This is a genomic window from uncultured Thalassolituus sp. (genome assembly GCF_950066645.1).
Classification (GTDB): Bacteria; Pseudomonadota; Gammaproteobacteria; order Pseudomonadales; family Oceanobacteraceae; genus Thalassolituus.
Map to the genome: position 1 here is coordinate 100,376 of NZ_CATMFB010000003.1, position 15,299 is coordinate 115,674.

13 protein-coding genes are annotated in these 15,299 nt (G+C 55.2%); 4 read left to right on the plus strand and 9 right to left on the minus strand.

What is annotated here, in order from left to right:
* Positions 1-1,413, minus strand: a complete 1,413-nt coding sequence (locus Q1L85_RS03985; protein WP_300426876.1) for a DUF1254 domain-containing protein — start codon at positions 1,411-1,413, stop codon at positions 1-3.
* 198 nt (positions 1,414-1,611) lie between these two features.
* On the opposite strand from Q1L85_RS03985, the gene Q1L85_RS03990 reads away from it, so the two are divergent.
* On the plus strand, positions 1,612-2,637 hold the full coding sequence (locus Q1L85_RS03990; RefSeq protein ID WP_300426875.1) for an AraC family transcriptional regulator: 1,026 nt from the start codon (positions 1,612-1,614) through the stop codon (positions 2,635-2,637).
* 109 nt (positions 2,638-2,746) lie between these two features.
* Entirely contained in the window at positions 2,747-3,892 is a 1,146-nt protein-coding gene (locus Q1L85_RS03995; RefSeq protein WP_300426874.1) for a fatty acid desaturase, read from the plus strand.
* A 12-nt stretch (positions 3,893-3,904) separates the two neighbouring features.
* Here the strand turns inward: Q1L85_RS03995 and Q1L85_RS04000 are convergent, their stop codons facing one another.
* The 8 genes from Q1L85_RS04000 to Q1L85_RS04035 form a co-directional block, all read right to left on the minus strand.
* On the minus strand, positions 3,905-5,023 hold the full coding sequence (locus Q1L85_RS04000) for a GGDEF domain-containing protein (protein WP_300426873.1): 1,119 nt from the start codon (positions 5,021-5,023) through the stop codon (positions 3,905-3,907).
* A 97-nt stretch (positions 5,024-5,120) separates the two neighbouring features.
* On the minus strand, positions 5,121-6,206 hold the full coding sequence (locus Q1L85_RS04005) for an amidohydrolase family protein (RefSeq protein ID WP_300426872.1): 1,086 nt from the start codon (positions 6,204-6,206) through the stop codon (positions 5,121-5,123).
* 79 nt (positions 6,207-6,285) lie between these two features.
* Positions 6,286-7,770: an AbgT family transporter gene (locus Q1L85_RS04010; protein WP_300426871.1), complete on the minus strand. Its 1,485-nt coding sequence runs from the start codon at positions 7,768-7,770 to the stop codon at positions 6,286-6,288.
* Positions 7,771-7,841: 71 nt separating this feature from the next.
* Entirely contained in the window at positions 7,842-8,345 is a 504-nt protein-coding gene (gene folA / locus Q1L85_RS04015; RefSeq protein ID WP_370315860.1) for a type 3 dihydrofolate reductase, read from the minus strand.
* Between the two features lie 58 nt (positions 8,346-8,403).
* Entirely contained in the window at positions 8,404-10,071 is a 1,668-nt protein-coding gene (locus tag Q1L85_RS04020; protein WP_300426869.1) for a bifunctional diguanylate cyclase/phosphodiesterase, read from the minus strand.
* A 105-nt stretch (positions 10,072-10,176) separates the two neighbouring features.
* Positions 10,177-10,971 (minus strand): thymidylate synthase, encoded by a 795-nt coding sequence (thyA, locus tag Q1L85_RS04025; RefSeq protein ID WP_300426867.1) that lies wholly within the window; start codon positions 10,969-10,971, stop codon positions 10,177-10,179.
* Positions 10,968-11,768 carry a prolipoprotein diacylglyceryl transferase gene (lgt, locus tag Q1L85_RS04030; protein WP_300426866.1) on the minus strand — a complete coding sequence of 267 codons (801 nt, stop codon included), beginning with the start codon at positions 11,766-11,768 and terminating at the stop codon, positions 10,968-10,970. Before lgt ends, thyA begins: the two co-directional genes overlap by 4 nt.
* Before the next feature lie 9 nt (positions 11,769-11,777).
* On the minus strand, positions 11,778-12,563 hold the full coding sequence (locus Q1L85_RS04035) for a sulfite exporter TauE/SafE family protein (RefSeq protein WP_300426865.1): 786 nt from the start codon (positions 12,561-12,563) through the stop codon (positions 11,778-11,780).
* Positions 12,564-12,613: 50 nt separating this feature from the next.
* On the opposite strand from Q1L85_RS04035, the gene Q1L85_RS04040 reads away from it, so the two are divergent.
* Entirely contained in the window at positions 12,614-13,384 is a 771-nt protein-coding gene (locus Q1L85_RS04040; RefSeq protein ID WP_300426864.1) for an NRDE family protein, read from the plus strand.
* 154 nt (positions 13,385-13,538) lie between these two features.
* Positions 13,539-15,242, plus strand: coding sequence for a murein L,D-transpeptidase (locus Q1L85_RS04045; RefSeq protein ID WP_300426863.1), 1,704 nt, complete (start codon positions 13,539-13,541; stop codon positions 15,240-15,242).
* Positions 15,243-15,299 lie beyond the last annotated feature (57 nt).

Sequence of the window (15,299 nt, forward strand, 5' to 3'; positions counted from 1 at the left end):
TTATTCCCGGATAAGTTCCGGTATTTCCCATTCATTTTTCAGAATCTCATCCCTCGGATCGTAGAATCTCAGCGTCAGCTGAAAATCCCCCGCGGGCACGGGCAACCAGTTGCTCAGCGGTATCCCCTGAGGCGGAAGATGCGACAGGATAACGGTAACCTTGCCATCGTCTTCGACAAGACCCGTATTCGTTCCGACCGCATAACGCTCTATCCCCAGGCCTGCAGCCATCTCATTGACCGCCAGAAAGCCATTGTCCTGATAGACCGTCATGGACCAGAACGCGTCCACCGGTGGCAGATCATCCGCATTCATTGTGAAGGTGTAGGTGTTCTGACCATTGAGGCGCATGCGGTTCGCATCACGCATCGTGTTCTGATAGGTGGCGTATTCATTTTTATTCGCTCCGAAGCCAACCTGCGCGACCACAGCACGAATAAAGTACCGACGACCATAATCCCCCAGAGGGACCGCGTCGGGATCAGGACCCCAGCCCTTCAGGCCAAGCATACTGATGGCGCCATCTAGGCTCGCCTGGGCCATGGCCGTCCCGATATCGAGCTGTGTATTCTCGAGTCTGTTACGCCTTGGCTCCTGACCGCGAGCATCAGCAATCAAGCCGGCAGCCTGTAACTGACTGACCATCCAGCGATCTTCAGCCGGGGGCGGATTATCCTGCATCAGCTGGGACAGACGCTGGAAAAACTCATCCCCTGAAAGGTCTTTCACAACCTCAATCGGAGGTGTGCGCTCGTTGTCACCCTTACAATTGATCTCAGCAAACGGTGGCGGTGAAGCCCGCCGTGTACTCAGAGTAAACTGATCCTGAATCGCATGAACTGCCGACAGGTCTTCACCCTCGAGTATTTCGGTACGTCCGATAATCCACACCAGATCGGTCGGTGAATCAATCCGCTGGTAGCCACGGGGAACACGCCCCCGCCAGCCCGGGCCGGTAATAAAGTAGTGCCCTTCTTCTGCTCCATGACTCTGAGTACCCACCCCTGCAAAGTTATTCGACCAGGCATCCACTAATGCCATAAGAATATACCGGTCAGAAACAGCGGGCATATCGAGCAGCACCGGCCCGCTGGAGAGATCGAGCATTGCCGAGGAATACAGGGTATCGACATTCGGGCGGACAACGGCTTTAAAGCGTTCGTCCGGTATTTCATACACGTGCTTGAAGGTATTTATATCCGCTCCCAGACTGCACGAGCGTTCCGGCCCGGTCATGCCGTCGAGGGTTTCACCCATTAATACGATGGGAAATCCATAGACGTATCCCATTGCTGCACTCGTCGCCAGCGACGAGGCTTTGACCGTAACAGGCAATACCAGCAGAAGCAGGCAACCCATCGCTATTCCAGAGAGGGGTCTCTGCAGACTCCTCAGACTCAGTAACCTTTCCATATTGTTATCCTTTTTATTTGGGATGCACGACAACGCCGTGCTGATCAACAGGCTAGGTGAGAGCGTTCTGCGAAGTTATTACCATTTGAGACAGACACAGGAGTCATTGGCGAACCACGATTATATTTTTGTAACATTGGATTTCAGCCGTGATAACGGACAGGCACAATTCTAAGTAAATCTGAGACGGACAAGGACGTGCAGCGCAATTCACCGACCGTGGCCCTGACCACCATCAAAGCCCACCTGACGGCCCTGAAGGCATTCCTGAGCGCCAGTGAACGTCTGGCGGAACTGACCAGTATCGAGCGCCTTATCGAGCAGCAGATTCAGGCACGCCCGGCAATGACCCGGGTGCCTGTGTCCGATGTTGCACGCAACCTGGATCTGGTGGCTCAGTGGCTGAACGAACCTTTTCTCGGCCTGCGCCTGGCTCCTTATTCCAGCCGCCACCACCCCCATCTGAGCTTTTTCTTTCATACCTCGGGGTTTCCGCTGCCGGACTATCTGCTCATCCTTGAGCGCTACATCCGTATATGTACTCAGGTGATGACACTGTCTCTGGACGAAACACCTGACCACCTGATACTGACCTTTACACCTGACGACGATATTCCGATCAGCGTGCACCAGCACGAAGGTTTTGCCGCCTCGGTAGCGGATGCGGTGTATCGCTGCTTCTCACTGCGGCCGGACAAAGTCAGCTTCCGCCATCAACGGGCACTTCAGTGCGATGAAGAGTATGAGCACTATCGTGCGGTATTCGGCTGCGAACCCTTCTTCCGCCAGAGCGATACGCAACTGATATTCAGCCGCCCCCGATCCTTCCGGCGTGCGTTCAGCGATCCGGATTCCCATATCCGCAGCCTGCAACAGTTTGAAGCTCTGAATCACAAGGCATTTCCCGACGAGAGCTGGTCTGGCCGCTGTCGTTTCCTGCTACGCCTGCTGATGTATTGCGGGGAACCACAGAAGCAGACGCTTGCGGATATTCTCACCGTTACCCCCAGAACGTTACAGCGACGCCTCAGTGACGAAGGCACAACCTTCAGAGCACTGCTCAACCAACTGCGGATGGATATGACAGAGCAATATCTGCAGGAGGGTAAGCTCAGCCACGAAGAGATTACCTTTCTGCTCGGGTTCCGGGATCGGGGCGTTTTCTATCGTGCATTCCGCCAATGGTTCGGCACCAGCCCAGGGGAATATCAACAGGCGCTGTAGCCCTCTGGCCTGATATGACGGGGATTACATTTGATTATTTCCTGTACGAAACACTATGTTCTGCTAGACTGCAATGCGTTTGTCATACTCGCCCAGCGAAGGAAGGCCCATGAACAGCCGCGAACGCGACACTCAGGCACTGAAGAATAAGAAAAATGAACTGGTCAGCAACTTCGTCGGCCGCAGCAACCTCAAGGCAACATTACAGACGCTGAACACTCTGGTTCCAGTGCTGCTGCTCACAGCGGCTGGCGTCGCCAGTACGTCCATTTCCTACTGGCTGACGGCGGGTATCATTGTCCTGCTGACACTCTTTCTGCTGCGCTCATTTGTTCTGTTACACGACTGTGGCCACAATGCCATGTTTGCAAACCCGAAACTGAATTCTGCAGTGGGCTTTGTTTTCGGTGTGTTCTGCGGTATGCCGCAGTACGTCTGGTCCAGACACCATGACTATCACCATTCCACCAATGGTAACTGGAATAAGTATCGTGGCCCGCTGGCCGTGCTTTCGGCCTCTGAATACGCTCAGCTGAACGATAAACAGAAACGTGGCTATGCACGTCAGCGTCGCATCTGGATGGGACCTCTCGCCGGATTCCTCTATTTCGTATTTAACCCCCGCTTCACCTGGATGAAAGGATCCGTCGCGCTGATCCGTCATATGGTGAAACGCATACAACAGGGTGACGCCCGCTCACTCAGTGCAGCGGCAGAAGGCTTTGAAACCCCGTACTGGGATAACTGGAAGGAATTCCGGCATATCACTGGTAATAATCTGGTACTTCTGACGTGCTGGACGTTGGCTACCCTGGCCTTTGGCCCGGCGTTCCTTCTGGTGTATGTAACCGCCCTGTCACTGGCAGGAGCCTCCGGCATCATCCTGTTTACCGTTCAACACAACTTTGAAGGGTCTTACGCGTCCGGTGACGAAGGTTGGGACTACCACACCGCCGCACTTGAAGGCACCAGTTACCTGAAACTGCCGCGCGTTCTGCACTGGTTTACCGCAGACATTGGCTATCATCATATTCATCACCTGTCCGCGCGTATTCCGAATTACCTGCTGCGTGACTGTCACCATGCCTACAAAGATCTGTTCAGAAATGTTCCTCGTCTGACTCTGAAAGATGTGCCTCGCTCCATGCAGTACATTATCTGGGACGAGGACGCTCAGACGCTGATCACCCAGGCACAATTTGAAGAGCGCAACCTGAACAATAGCGTTGAAGACGCGGCAGGCAGCGCCGCCTGAGATAACTCTGCTTCAGTCAGGGCAGGCCTGGCTGAAGCGGTACGTATTTTTCCCTGAATTTTTTGCAGCGTACAACGCTTCATCAGCGAGTGTAATTAACGGCTCTGCAGTACGGCTGTTGTCCGGTACGCTGGCCACTCCGATACTGACCCCAATGACAGCCTGCTCACCCTCGCCCGTTTCGTATGGCTCGCGCAGGGCCGCCACCATCGTCTGGGCTTTCGCTTCTGCCTGATTCAGGCTCAGGCCTTCAACCAGTACCAGAAACTCATCCCCGCCGAGACGGCAGACCAGATCGCAATCCCGGTTCAGGCGCAGCAGACGTCGCGCGACTTCCTTCAGCACCGTATCGCCCGCATCATGCCCCTGAGTATCATTCACCGATTTAAAACCATCCAGGTCCAGATAAAAGACCGTTGCCCGCCGCCCTGTCACCATCTGCAGTCCAGCCAGAACAGAGCGCAGACGACGTCTGTTGGCGAGATTGGTCAGGGGGTCAATATTAAGGAGCAGGCGGTTATGATACTCAGCTTCTATTTTGCCGCGTAATAAACGATGCTGCTTCCGCGCAATCAGAATCATCGCCATCAGGTACAAAGCAATAGCGACGGACAGAACAGGCATCCATTCTTCCGACTCCTGCGTGAGCCCGAAAATAATCGTCGGACCAGCCACCGCAAGAATCAGCAGCTGATACAAGCGGGGAACGCCCATCAGCACTGACGACATCCCCCCAATCATGGCGAAAATCAGATTACTCGCAAGAATCATCAGCATGACGTCACCGGACATAATGCACAGCAACAACGCCAGACCGGTGGTCATGGACCACAGCGACGAGACGCGACAGATCCGTAACAGGACGCCGGGATCGCCATGCCGTTTAAAACGGTACTGCAGTGATACCCGCAACGACATAAAGCACAGCTCAGTCAGCACCCAGGCAAATCCCCACCACTCTCTCAGCGTCAGCGCCGCAACCAGCCCCAGGGCCAGTATAAATACCGACGTCAGTGCCGCCAGCGACACTGAGTGATTGATCGAACCGATCAGTTCCTGCTGAACCTGAGGCTCGGGCGAGCCGCCTGATTGCAGGAACCAGGTAAATTCAGCGTATAGTCTGCTTTCCAAGTACTGACCCTTTGAACTCTGCTAACCCTTGTAAACAGAGTATGGGACAGAAAGCGGGTTATGCCACCGACAGACTGCGCATATCTGGTGCTTGCTGTCAGTTATGCAGAGCATCCAGGCGTGGGAACAACCGGTAGCCATTACCGTGAATCTTCTTCAGAACAGAAGGCGTAAAGTCAGGGAACCCCTGATTCGCAACATTAGCCGCGAGGGTTGCCATCTCTACCGGAACAAGCGCCTCCGGTGCGAAAGGATAATCTGTGCCCAGCACGACCTGATCAGCGCCAAACTGTTCAATCAAGGGAAACAGCGTTGAAGCGGAAGGTGAAAGAGCCGTATCAAAATATAACCTTCGCAGATAATGCGGTACTCCCCTCGGCGCTTTCTCACGGAATTCGGGATACTGGAAGCTCAGCAGGCTGACACGCCAGGCAATGTACGGAACCGTGCCACCTGCATGTGACAGAATCCACTTAATGTCGGGATATTTTTCAAACGTTCCATTCCAGAGCATATTGGTCACCGCCCGGGTCGTATCCAGAACAAACTCGACGGCGAAGACCGGTGCTTCCAGCCCTAGCTGTCCCTGCAACGGATGCGAGTTAGGATGAATCAGTACCGTAGCTCCCCGGGCATTCAGCTCTTCCATGATAGGGTCGAGTGCCGGATCTCCCAGAAACACCCCATTGGTATTCGCCAGAAGACAAACGCCATCGGCATCCAGCGAATCAAATGCATGTCGGAGGACCGCACAGGACTCATCGACCAGAGGCATAGGAAGCGTGGCGAAAAATCCGAACCGGAAGGGATGCGCCTGCACCGTATCGTGAAGGAACTCATTAACGGTATGCGCTAACCCGGACGCAAATGTTGCATCCCCGAAGTAGGTTCCCGGTGACGATAAAGACAGAACCGCCGTATCTATTCCTGTCAGGTTCATCACTTTGAGGGAATCTTCAGGAGTCCACTCAGGGAAGGCCACCCCGCCAGATTCGGTGATACCGATACTGGCCAGAGCTTCAATGTAAGGTGCTGGCACTGCATGATGATGAACATCGATTTTCTTATGCCCCAACAATCCTGCCTGCGCCGTCTGTCCGAGCCCCTGCGCTATCAGACCCGCACCGGCAGCCACTTTCGCCCCTGTTGTCATAAGTTCACGACGACTGATGTTGTTTGTCATAGTTGATCCTCCGGAGAACAACTGTGACAATATCGTCATAATGACTATTTAGTCAATACAGAGTCAGTAAAAGTCCGTTCTATACTCCCAGCGCCCACCCCGACGTCATCCAGACGAGTAACAGGGCCGACCAACCGAACAGAAACGCCAGGCTGTAGGGCAGCATCATAGCCATCACAGTGCCCATACCGAGGTCTCTGCGGTACGTCTGTGCAAACGCCAGCACCACACCGAAATACGGCATCAGCGGGGTAATGATATTGGTGCTGCTATCACCAATACGGAAGGCAACCTGAGTGACCTCTGGCGCTATACCCACCAGCATCAACATAGGCACAAACACTGGGGCGAGTAATGCCCACTTCGCACTGCCGCTGCCTACAAATAAGTTGATAAAGGCCGCGATAAAAATAAACACCAGTAAGAGAACTGCAGGGGGAGCGTCGATCTGTGTCAGCAGGTCTGCACCACTGACGGCAGTGATCAGACCCAGCTGGCTCCACGAAAACCAGGCAACGAACTGAGCCGCGAAAAACATCAGCACCAGATACCCTGCCATCCCAGCCAGGGTCTGCTCCATCGCATGAACGACATCGCTTCCATAGCGCCAGCGCCCGGACGCAAAGCCATAGATAACGCCACAGATCAGAGCATAAAGGGAGATAACCACCACAATGCCTTTCATAAACGGCGATGTGGTGATGGACTGGCCAGAACGCAACCAGGCATCAGGCGTGAGCAAGCCACTGAGCAGAACAACAATAAAGAGCAGACTGAAAACGCCCACCGCCCAGAGCCCGCGACTCTGTTCCGGTCGGTCGACAGGCGCCTCCGCATGATCTGGCACCCCGGTAGTCAGCCCGGCCAGTCGTGGCTCTGTCCAACGATGCGTAACCCAGGTACCGAGCACACTGACCAGTAACACAGACGCCATCATAAACCAGTAATTCGCGGCGATGCTGACGGTATAGCCAGGTTCAACTATCTGAGCGGCTTCGGTGCTGATGCCAGACAGGAGCGCATCAAACGGGCCTAAGAGCAGGTTAGCGCTGTAGCCCCCCGACACACCGGCAAACGCCGCGGCGATCCCCGCCAGAGGATGGCGACCGGCACTCTGAAAAATCATGGCTGCCAATGGAATCAGGACAACATAGCCGGCATCCGCAGCCAGACTCGACATCACGCCACTGAACACCACCAGAAACGTCAGAATCTTCCCTTCCGCGCGGCGAACCAATCCCGCGAGCAGAACACCAATCAGTCCACTGCGTTCAGCGACACCAAGACCGAGCATGGCGACCAGCACAGTGCCAACCGGGGCAAATTGAGTAAAGTTCGAAACTGTCGACGTCAGCATCTGCTGAACACCCGACGCAGACATCAGATTGACGGCAGACACTGACTCTCCACTCACTGGGTGCGTGGCCTGCAACCCAGAAAACGACGCCAGAGCCGACGCCAGTAGCACCAGGGCACACAGCCAGACAAAAAGAAGAGTGGGGTGTGGCAGACGGTTGCCCGTCTGCTCAAGGGTGTTCAGTAGTTTATCGCTGAAGCGCGGCATAAGGCCATCCGTGATAAAAGTCTGTTAACAGGATGCCGTAAAGCCGCGGTCAGGCAAAGCGAAAGCCGGGATCAGCGACGCTCATAGACTACAAAGCTGTAGTCGTAGGGGTTTGGGCCTTCTGCTGCGAAGTCTTCACGGGCAACTTCATGCCATTCGCTCTTATCGTATTCTGGGAACCAGGCATCACCCTCGACCTCGGCGTGAACCTCGGTCAGATAGAGTCGGTCACACACCGGCAGACACAGAGCGTAAATCTCTGCACCACCCATGATCATGGCTTCTTCCTGGCCATCAATCAGGCAGACGCTCTCTGCCAGAGCACGGGCGTCTTCGACGCTGCTGACGACCTTAACACCTTCTGGCTGATAATCCGCCTGACGGGTAATCACAATATTGGTCCGTCCGGGCAGCGGCTTCCCGATACTTTCATAGGTTTTGCGGCCCATGATCACAGGCTTACCTAACGTTGTCTGTTTAAAGTACTTGAGATCGTTAGGGAGATACCAGGGCAGAGCGTTGTTGCGACCGATCACGCGGTTCTGCGCAACGGCGACAATCATTGAGAGTTTCACGGCAGACTTCCGTTAAGGCTGAATTCTGCCGTGATGATACTGACTCACGGCTGGCTTGTCAGTGGCAGCGTGCTACCAGTGCGGGGATCTGATCGGGCGCCACCGGACGGGCAAAGAAAAATCCCTGATACTGATCACACCCGAGTTGACCAAGCATGGTCAGGGCTTCCTGACTCTCAACGCCTTCTGCAACCACATTCAGGTTCAGATTATGAGCGAGGTCGATGATCAGGCTGGCGATGGCTTCATCGTCACGGCTGGAGGAAATATCGCGGATAAATGCTTTGTCGATCTTCAGGTAATCAATCGGCAGAGTTTTCAGATACACCAGAGAAGAAAAACCGGTACCAAAATCATCCACCGCGATGGCCACCCCAGCCTCACGCAACTCACTCAGGACGGTCACTGCCTGACCGTGATTCTGCATCAGCATACTCTCGGTGATTTCGAGCGTCAGATTCGTGGGCGAAAGACCGGTGGCATCCAACACATCAAGAATGCATCCTGCCAGATTCTCCTGCCGGAACTGGCGGGCAGACAGGTTGACCGAAACCCGTGAGCTGGCCGTAACCTGCCCGGCTTCAAGCCATTGCCTGAACTGGCTGCACGCCTGCTCCAGGCACCAGATACCGTAATCTTCGATCAATCCGGTTTCTTCAAGTACGGGGATAAAAATCGCCGGGGACACACCTCCCAGTTCAGGGTGAGTCCAGCGCATCAAGGCTTCGACGCCCAGAAACTGACGGCCATCAATACTGACCTGTGGCTGATATTCCAGATAGATCTCGCCTCGCTCTAACGCCTGATAGAGACTCCCTTCGAGACTGAGACGGATGCGATCGGCCGGACGTGGCTGATCGTTGATACAATAGTGATTCCCACCGCGCCGCTTCGCTTCATGCAACGCCAACTCCGCGCGGCGGATAATCTGTACCGCGTCGTAGGTCACCGCACTGCCAAGCTCAATACCCATACTGGCGGTCACGAACACATCGCCGCAATCGAGCGTAAAGGGCTGACGGAACTGATCCATCAGTTTTTCAGCGACACTGGCAACACTCCGCCCGCCCAGATTGCCGGCAATCACGGCAAAGGTATTGCTACCAATACGAGCGAGCGTATCCGAACTGCGGGTGCAGCCACGCAGGCGGTCGGCCACTGCCTGCAGCAATGCATCACCATGCAGATGACCATGCTCATCGTTGACGCGCTTGAAACGGTTCAGGTCGAGAATCATCAGCGCCAGATCGGCCCGCGAGCGCTTGTGTTGTGCCAGGCTGTGCTCCATGCGATCCTGAAACAGCTGACGGTTTGCGAGCTGGGTCAGACCATCAAAATACAGGTAGTGCTGTAGCTCAAATTCACGGTTTTTACGCGCCCGAGCGACCTCGATAACCGTAAAGAGGTCACTGCCAGCAGTCACTACTTCCTGTGCCCCCAGTTCAATCAGTGCTGAAGGGGATTCGGGAAGCAGATCAAGCATCACAACGATCACGGCATCAGGAATGGTGCGGGCAAGTTTCGCCACCCGCATATCCAGTTCGCGGGTCTGACGGACAGAATGAAGACATACGACGCCCTGATAAGCACGCCAGGCATCGATCACGCTTTCGATATTGGTAAAGGTCTGAGAGTAACCGTAGTCAGGCACCCGTATGTCTGTTCCGCTCAGTGAGCAGAAGAGTATCGCTGGGGTTTCTGGGGAAGTCGCAAGACTGACGGACATCGGAGTTCTCCTTTTCGATTCCGTCAGTGTAGAAGGCCAGAGGCGTTTTACCGGCCCGTGGGTGAGAAAGTCAGTCTGTTTGCCTGAACAATCTCACCCTGCGCATCAAACTGCGACAGGAGCTTTGATGTGAGGATGAGATTCGTATCCTTCGATCTCAAAATCCTCAAAACGGTAATCAAAAATACTGTCAGGCTTACGCTTAATCACCAGCCGGGCCAACGGCTTAGGTTCGCGGCTCAGCTGCAGGTCGGTCTGCTCAAGGTGGTTGGCATACAGGTGCACATCGCCACCGGTCCAGACGAAGTCGCCCACTTCCAGATCACACTGCTGCGCCATCATATGTACCAGCAGCGCATAACTGGCGATATTGAATGGCACCCCAAGGAAGATATCGGCACTGCGCTGATACAACTGACAGGAGAGCTTGCCGTCGGCAACGTAGAACTGGAAGAAAGCGTGACACGGTGGCAACGCCATATTCTGAATTTCGCCGACGTTCCAGGCGCTGACAATCAGGCGACGGGAGTCCGGATTGTTTTTGATCTGCTCCACCAGCTGAGTGATCTGATCGACGTGACGACCATCGGCCGCGGGCCAGCTGCGCCATTGCGAACCGTAGACAGGCCCCAGATTACCGTCTTCGTCTGCCCACTCATCCCAGATAGAGACACCATTCTCTTTCAGGTAACGGATGTTAGTGTCGCCACTCAGAAACCACAGCAGCTCATGAATGATAGAGCGCAGGTGAAGTTTCTTGGTCGTCACCAGAGGGAAGCCCTCGCTGAGATCAAAACGCATCTGATAACCGAAACAGCTATAGGTGCCGGTGCCAGTACGGTCTTCTTTAAACACACCGTTCTCGCGCACGTGGCGCATCAGATCAAGGTATTGCTTCATGTTTTCTTTTCTCCGCCACGATACGCCCAGATCAGCAGAATAATTCCGAAGACAATCATTGGAATACTCAGCATCTGACCCCGGCTCATCCAGCCAAACAGATCAAACCCGATATGCGCATCCGGCTCACGGAAGAATTCTGCAAACGTGCGGAACACACCATAGCCGATCAGAAACATCGCACTGACCGCTTTCTGCGGACGCGGACGGGAGGAATAGAACCAGAGGATAACAAACAGCAGAAAGCCTTCCAATGCAGCCTGATATAACTGCGACGGGTGACGCGCAATGTCTCCGGCCCGCGGAAATACCATCGCCCAGGGCACAGATTCGGGATCGGCCATACGACCCCAGAGTTCACCACCGATGAAATTCCCGATCCGGCCGAACATCAGCCCGAGCGGCACGAATGGCGCCCCGAAGTCCGACACCTGAAAGAAGCTGCGGTTATGAATTCTGCAGAAAATGGCAATGGCGACCAGTACCCCGAGCAGTCCGCCATGGAAGGACATACCCCCTTCCCAGACACGCAGCAGCCATAACGGATCTTCAAGAAACTGCGGGAAGTTATAGAAGAGGACGTAACCGCAGCGACCACCGAGGATAACCCCCATAGCGCCGTAAAAAATCAGGTCAGAGACCTGCTGGGGAGTCCAGTCATTGTCGGCCTGTCTCGCCCGCCAGGTCGCCAGAAAATAAGCAGAACCGAAGGCTGCAAGATACATCAGGCCGTACCAGTGCACATCCAGTGGGCCCAGTGAAAAAGCGACTGGGTCGATATTCGGGTAGGTCAGCATTCTGTATCCCTAGAAGAAAATAAAACGTATTCCGACGACGCAGAGTAACACAGCGAAGAGCTTTTTCAGCAAGCCGGCATTGAGTTTATGGGCCAGTCGCGCACCGACCCGGGCAAAAGGCACGCTCGTCAGTGCGATCCCTGCCACCGCAGGCCAGTAGACGAATCCGGTACTCCACAACGGAAGCCCATCATGCTGCCAGCCCGCGACGACATTGGCGACGGCCCCGGTGGCCGCAATCGGTATTCCGCAGGCCGCAGAAGTCGCCACAGCCTGACGCATGCTAAACCGCATCCATGTCAGATATGGGACAGTGAAGGTGCCTCCACCGATGCCGAACCAGGACGAGCCGAATCCTATGATTCCCCCTGCGGTCAGTAACCCTGCCTGACCCGGCTTATCACCCTGGCCGGGTGGTTCCCAACCAGAAAACATTTTGACCGATAACAACAGGGCAAAAACGCCGATGATCGTCTGCAGCGTCTCCCCCGGCACCTCTGTAATCAGTGCAACGCCCAGTGCAGTTCCGGTAACAATACCGGTGGCCATCTGGCGGACCAGCATCCAGTCAATCGCGCCATTGGCGTGATGTTCTTTCACTGAGCTGAAGGAGGTGAACACAATAGTGGTCAGGGACGTGGCAACGGCCATGTGGGTCAGCACCTCAGCAGGGACGCCCTGCGCCGCCAGGCTGAAAATCAGTACCGGAACGATGACCATGCCGCCACCGATGCCAAACAGACCAGCCAATATCCCGGCAGCGGCACCGACGGCCAGGTACAGAAGAAAACTCATAACGGATTCCTACACACAGAGGCCGGCATTATGAATGAAGAGATTCGCCCTTGCACAGAATCCGTTACACTGCCCCTATGTGCCTGATTGTCTTTAACTGGCAGCCGCAACAGTCTCAATGGCTGCTGCTGAGCGCCAACCGCGATGAGTTTATGCAACGCCCGGCTGCACCGATGCACGAATGGCCGGATGACGCCGGCCTGTTCGCAGGGAAAGACCTGGAGCAGGGTGGCACCTGGCTGGGGGTGACGAAAGATCAACGTTGGGCTGCACTGACCAACATCCGTGCCCCCGGAGCCGGACCAGACAACCCAAGCTCACGAGGCGCTCTGGTAGTGGATTACCTGCGATCCGGACGGTCACCCAAAGACTGGCTGCAAGCGCTCGATACGTCTCATTATGCCCCGTTTAATCTGCTCGCAGGCGATCGTCACCACCTCTGGTATATGAATAATCATCCGCAACCAGAGATACGCGAAGTGCCGCCGGGCATCCACAGCCTCAGCAATGCGCACCTGAACAGCCCCTGGCCGAAAGCTCGTCTCGCAGAAGCTCAGATGGCTCAGGCACCGGCCGATGAGCAACAGTTAACACGCCTGCTGTCACGCCGGGATATCTGGCCGGACAACGAGCTGCCTGCCACTGGCGTGCCAATCACCTGGGAGCGGATGCTCTCTGCCCAGTTTATCCGGGCCCCCGGTTATGGCACCCGCTGCAGTACCGGAATACGGACGCTGAACGACGATATTTATCTCGCAGAAACGACCTGGAGCGCGGAAGGCACAATTGATAAAGAAGTAAGTTTCCAGTTGCACAGGTAAGACAGGCTGGAGGTTACAAACGGTTGCAAACAAAAACGTGAACACCCTCTCACTCTGAAAATCCCCGTCCATACTTTCAGGTATGAATTGCCTGAATCGCAAGAGTACACGCACGCCTCAACATAAGGTCCCACTCCTGATCGGGGGCCTCTGTATGCTGCTGCTGTTCGCTGTTCTGGGTGCCAGTGTTTACACCAAGCCCTATATGCCGCCGAGCGTGGCACAGCGTCACATGGAGCATTGGTTGATTGAAGGTGCCCGTCACGTCGCCGGAGAGGTGAGGCTGCGTCACATCCGCAATCTGGAGCCCTTCTATCTGAAGCGCGACTATCAGCCTATCTGGCTGGACAGCTACCAGTTACGCCCCGAAGCCAGAGAGTTACTCCAGCTTCTGCGGGAGACTGCCGTCGATGACTGGCGCCAGTATGGATATTCTCTGGAAACCCTCGAGCGGGAAACCCTGCGCCTCAGCAATATCCCGGAACAGGCGACCGCCATTGAAGTTCTGTTGTCTGACGCCTTTATTACCTACGCGCAGCAGGCCCTGAACGACGAACTTCTGCCAGACACAGGAGAGGGTGACCACCCTATCCGCAAAGTCGCAAATATCGATGTTCCGTCTATTTCTGAGGAAGAAGTGATTAACCTTCTGCATGAAGCCGTGCGGCAGGATCGCCTCAATGATCTGGTGTCCAGTCTGGCTCCTCAGCATGAAGGTTACCGCCGCCTGCGCACCGAGCTGGACCGCTACCGTCGCATTGACCGCTCAGGCCGCTGGATGGTCATGCCTGCAGACCTGACACTGGCCGCGGGTGATCACCACCGTCTGGTGCCATACCTGCGCTGGTTACTCGACGAATACGGCGACCTCCCTAAAGGTGCACTCAACTGGCTGTTCAGCTCCGATAAGAACGCTCTGCAGTGGCCGGCGAAGCACGAAGTGGTCGACCTGAACGAAGTCCGGTTCTTGTTTGACGGCCCTCTGCGGGACGCAGTCATGAGTTTTCAGCAACGCAATAAACTCGAAGCCACCGGCGAAATTGATGAACCGACCGTAAAAATGCTGAATATCCCCCCACATCAGGTGGCTCAGCGTATCGCGCTCAACATGAAGCGCTGGCGTCATCTTCCGGAAAATCTCGGCGAACGCTATGTCATGGTGAATATGGCGGATTTCCATATGAATCTGATAAACCGGGGAAAATCCGAACTGGATATGAAAGTGATCATCGGCAAGCCGAACCGCCGCACCCCGGTCATGACAGACACCATCCGCCTGATCGAAATCGCCCCGACCTGGACCGTACCAACCCGGATCGCGTCGTCTTATCTGTTGCCTAAGCTGAAGCGCAACCCTGCGTATCTGCAACAGAAAGGCTTTGATGTTATGCAATGGCGTGATGGTGCACTGGTGCACGTGCCCTCACAGGATATCGACTGGAAACGTTACAGCGCGCGCTATCTGCCCTATACCTTTGTTCAGCGCCCGGGCAAAGACAATGCGCTCGGCACGGTGAAATTCCTGTTCCCGAACCCGCAGGATATTTACCTTCACGACACCTCTCAGCCGGAGCTGTTCAGCCTCGACGAGCGCGCACTCAGCTCGGGTTGTGTGCGCGTCGAAAAACCCCGGTTGCTGGCTGAAAAGCTACTGCGCAGCCAGGACGGCTGGCACCGTGGTCTGATCGATGAAGCGATCGATCACAACCGGACCAGCCGTATCCGTCTGAAAGACCCGGTACCTGTATACCTGATGTACTGGACGACCTGGGTCGACGAACAGGGCAAGCTACAGATACGCGACGATGTCTATCAACGCGATCTCGTCGCTGGCGCAGCGACCCACGCCAGTCTCTGAAACAGACACCTGACCATTTTCTGATCACTTTTTCCCTGACTAACCTGTCCGGCATGC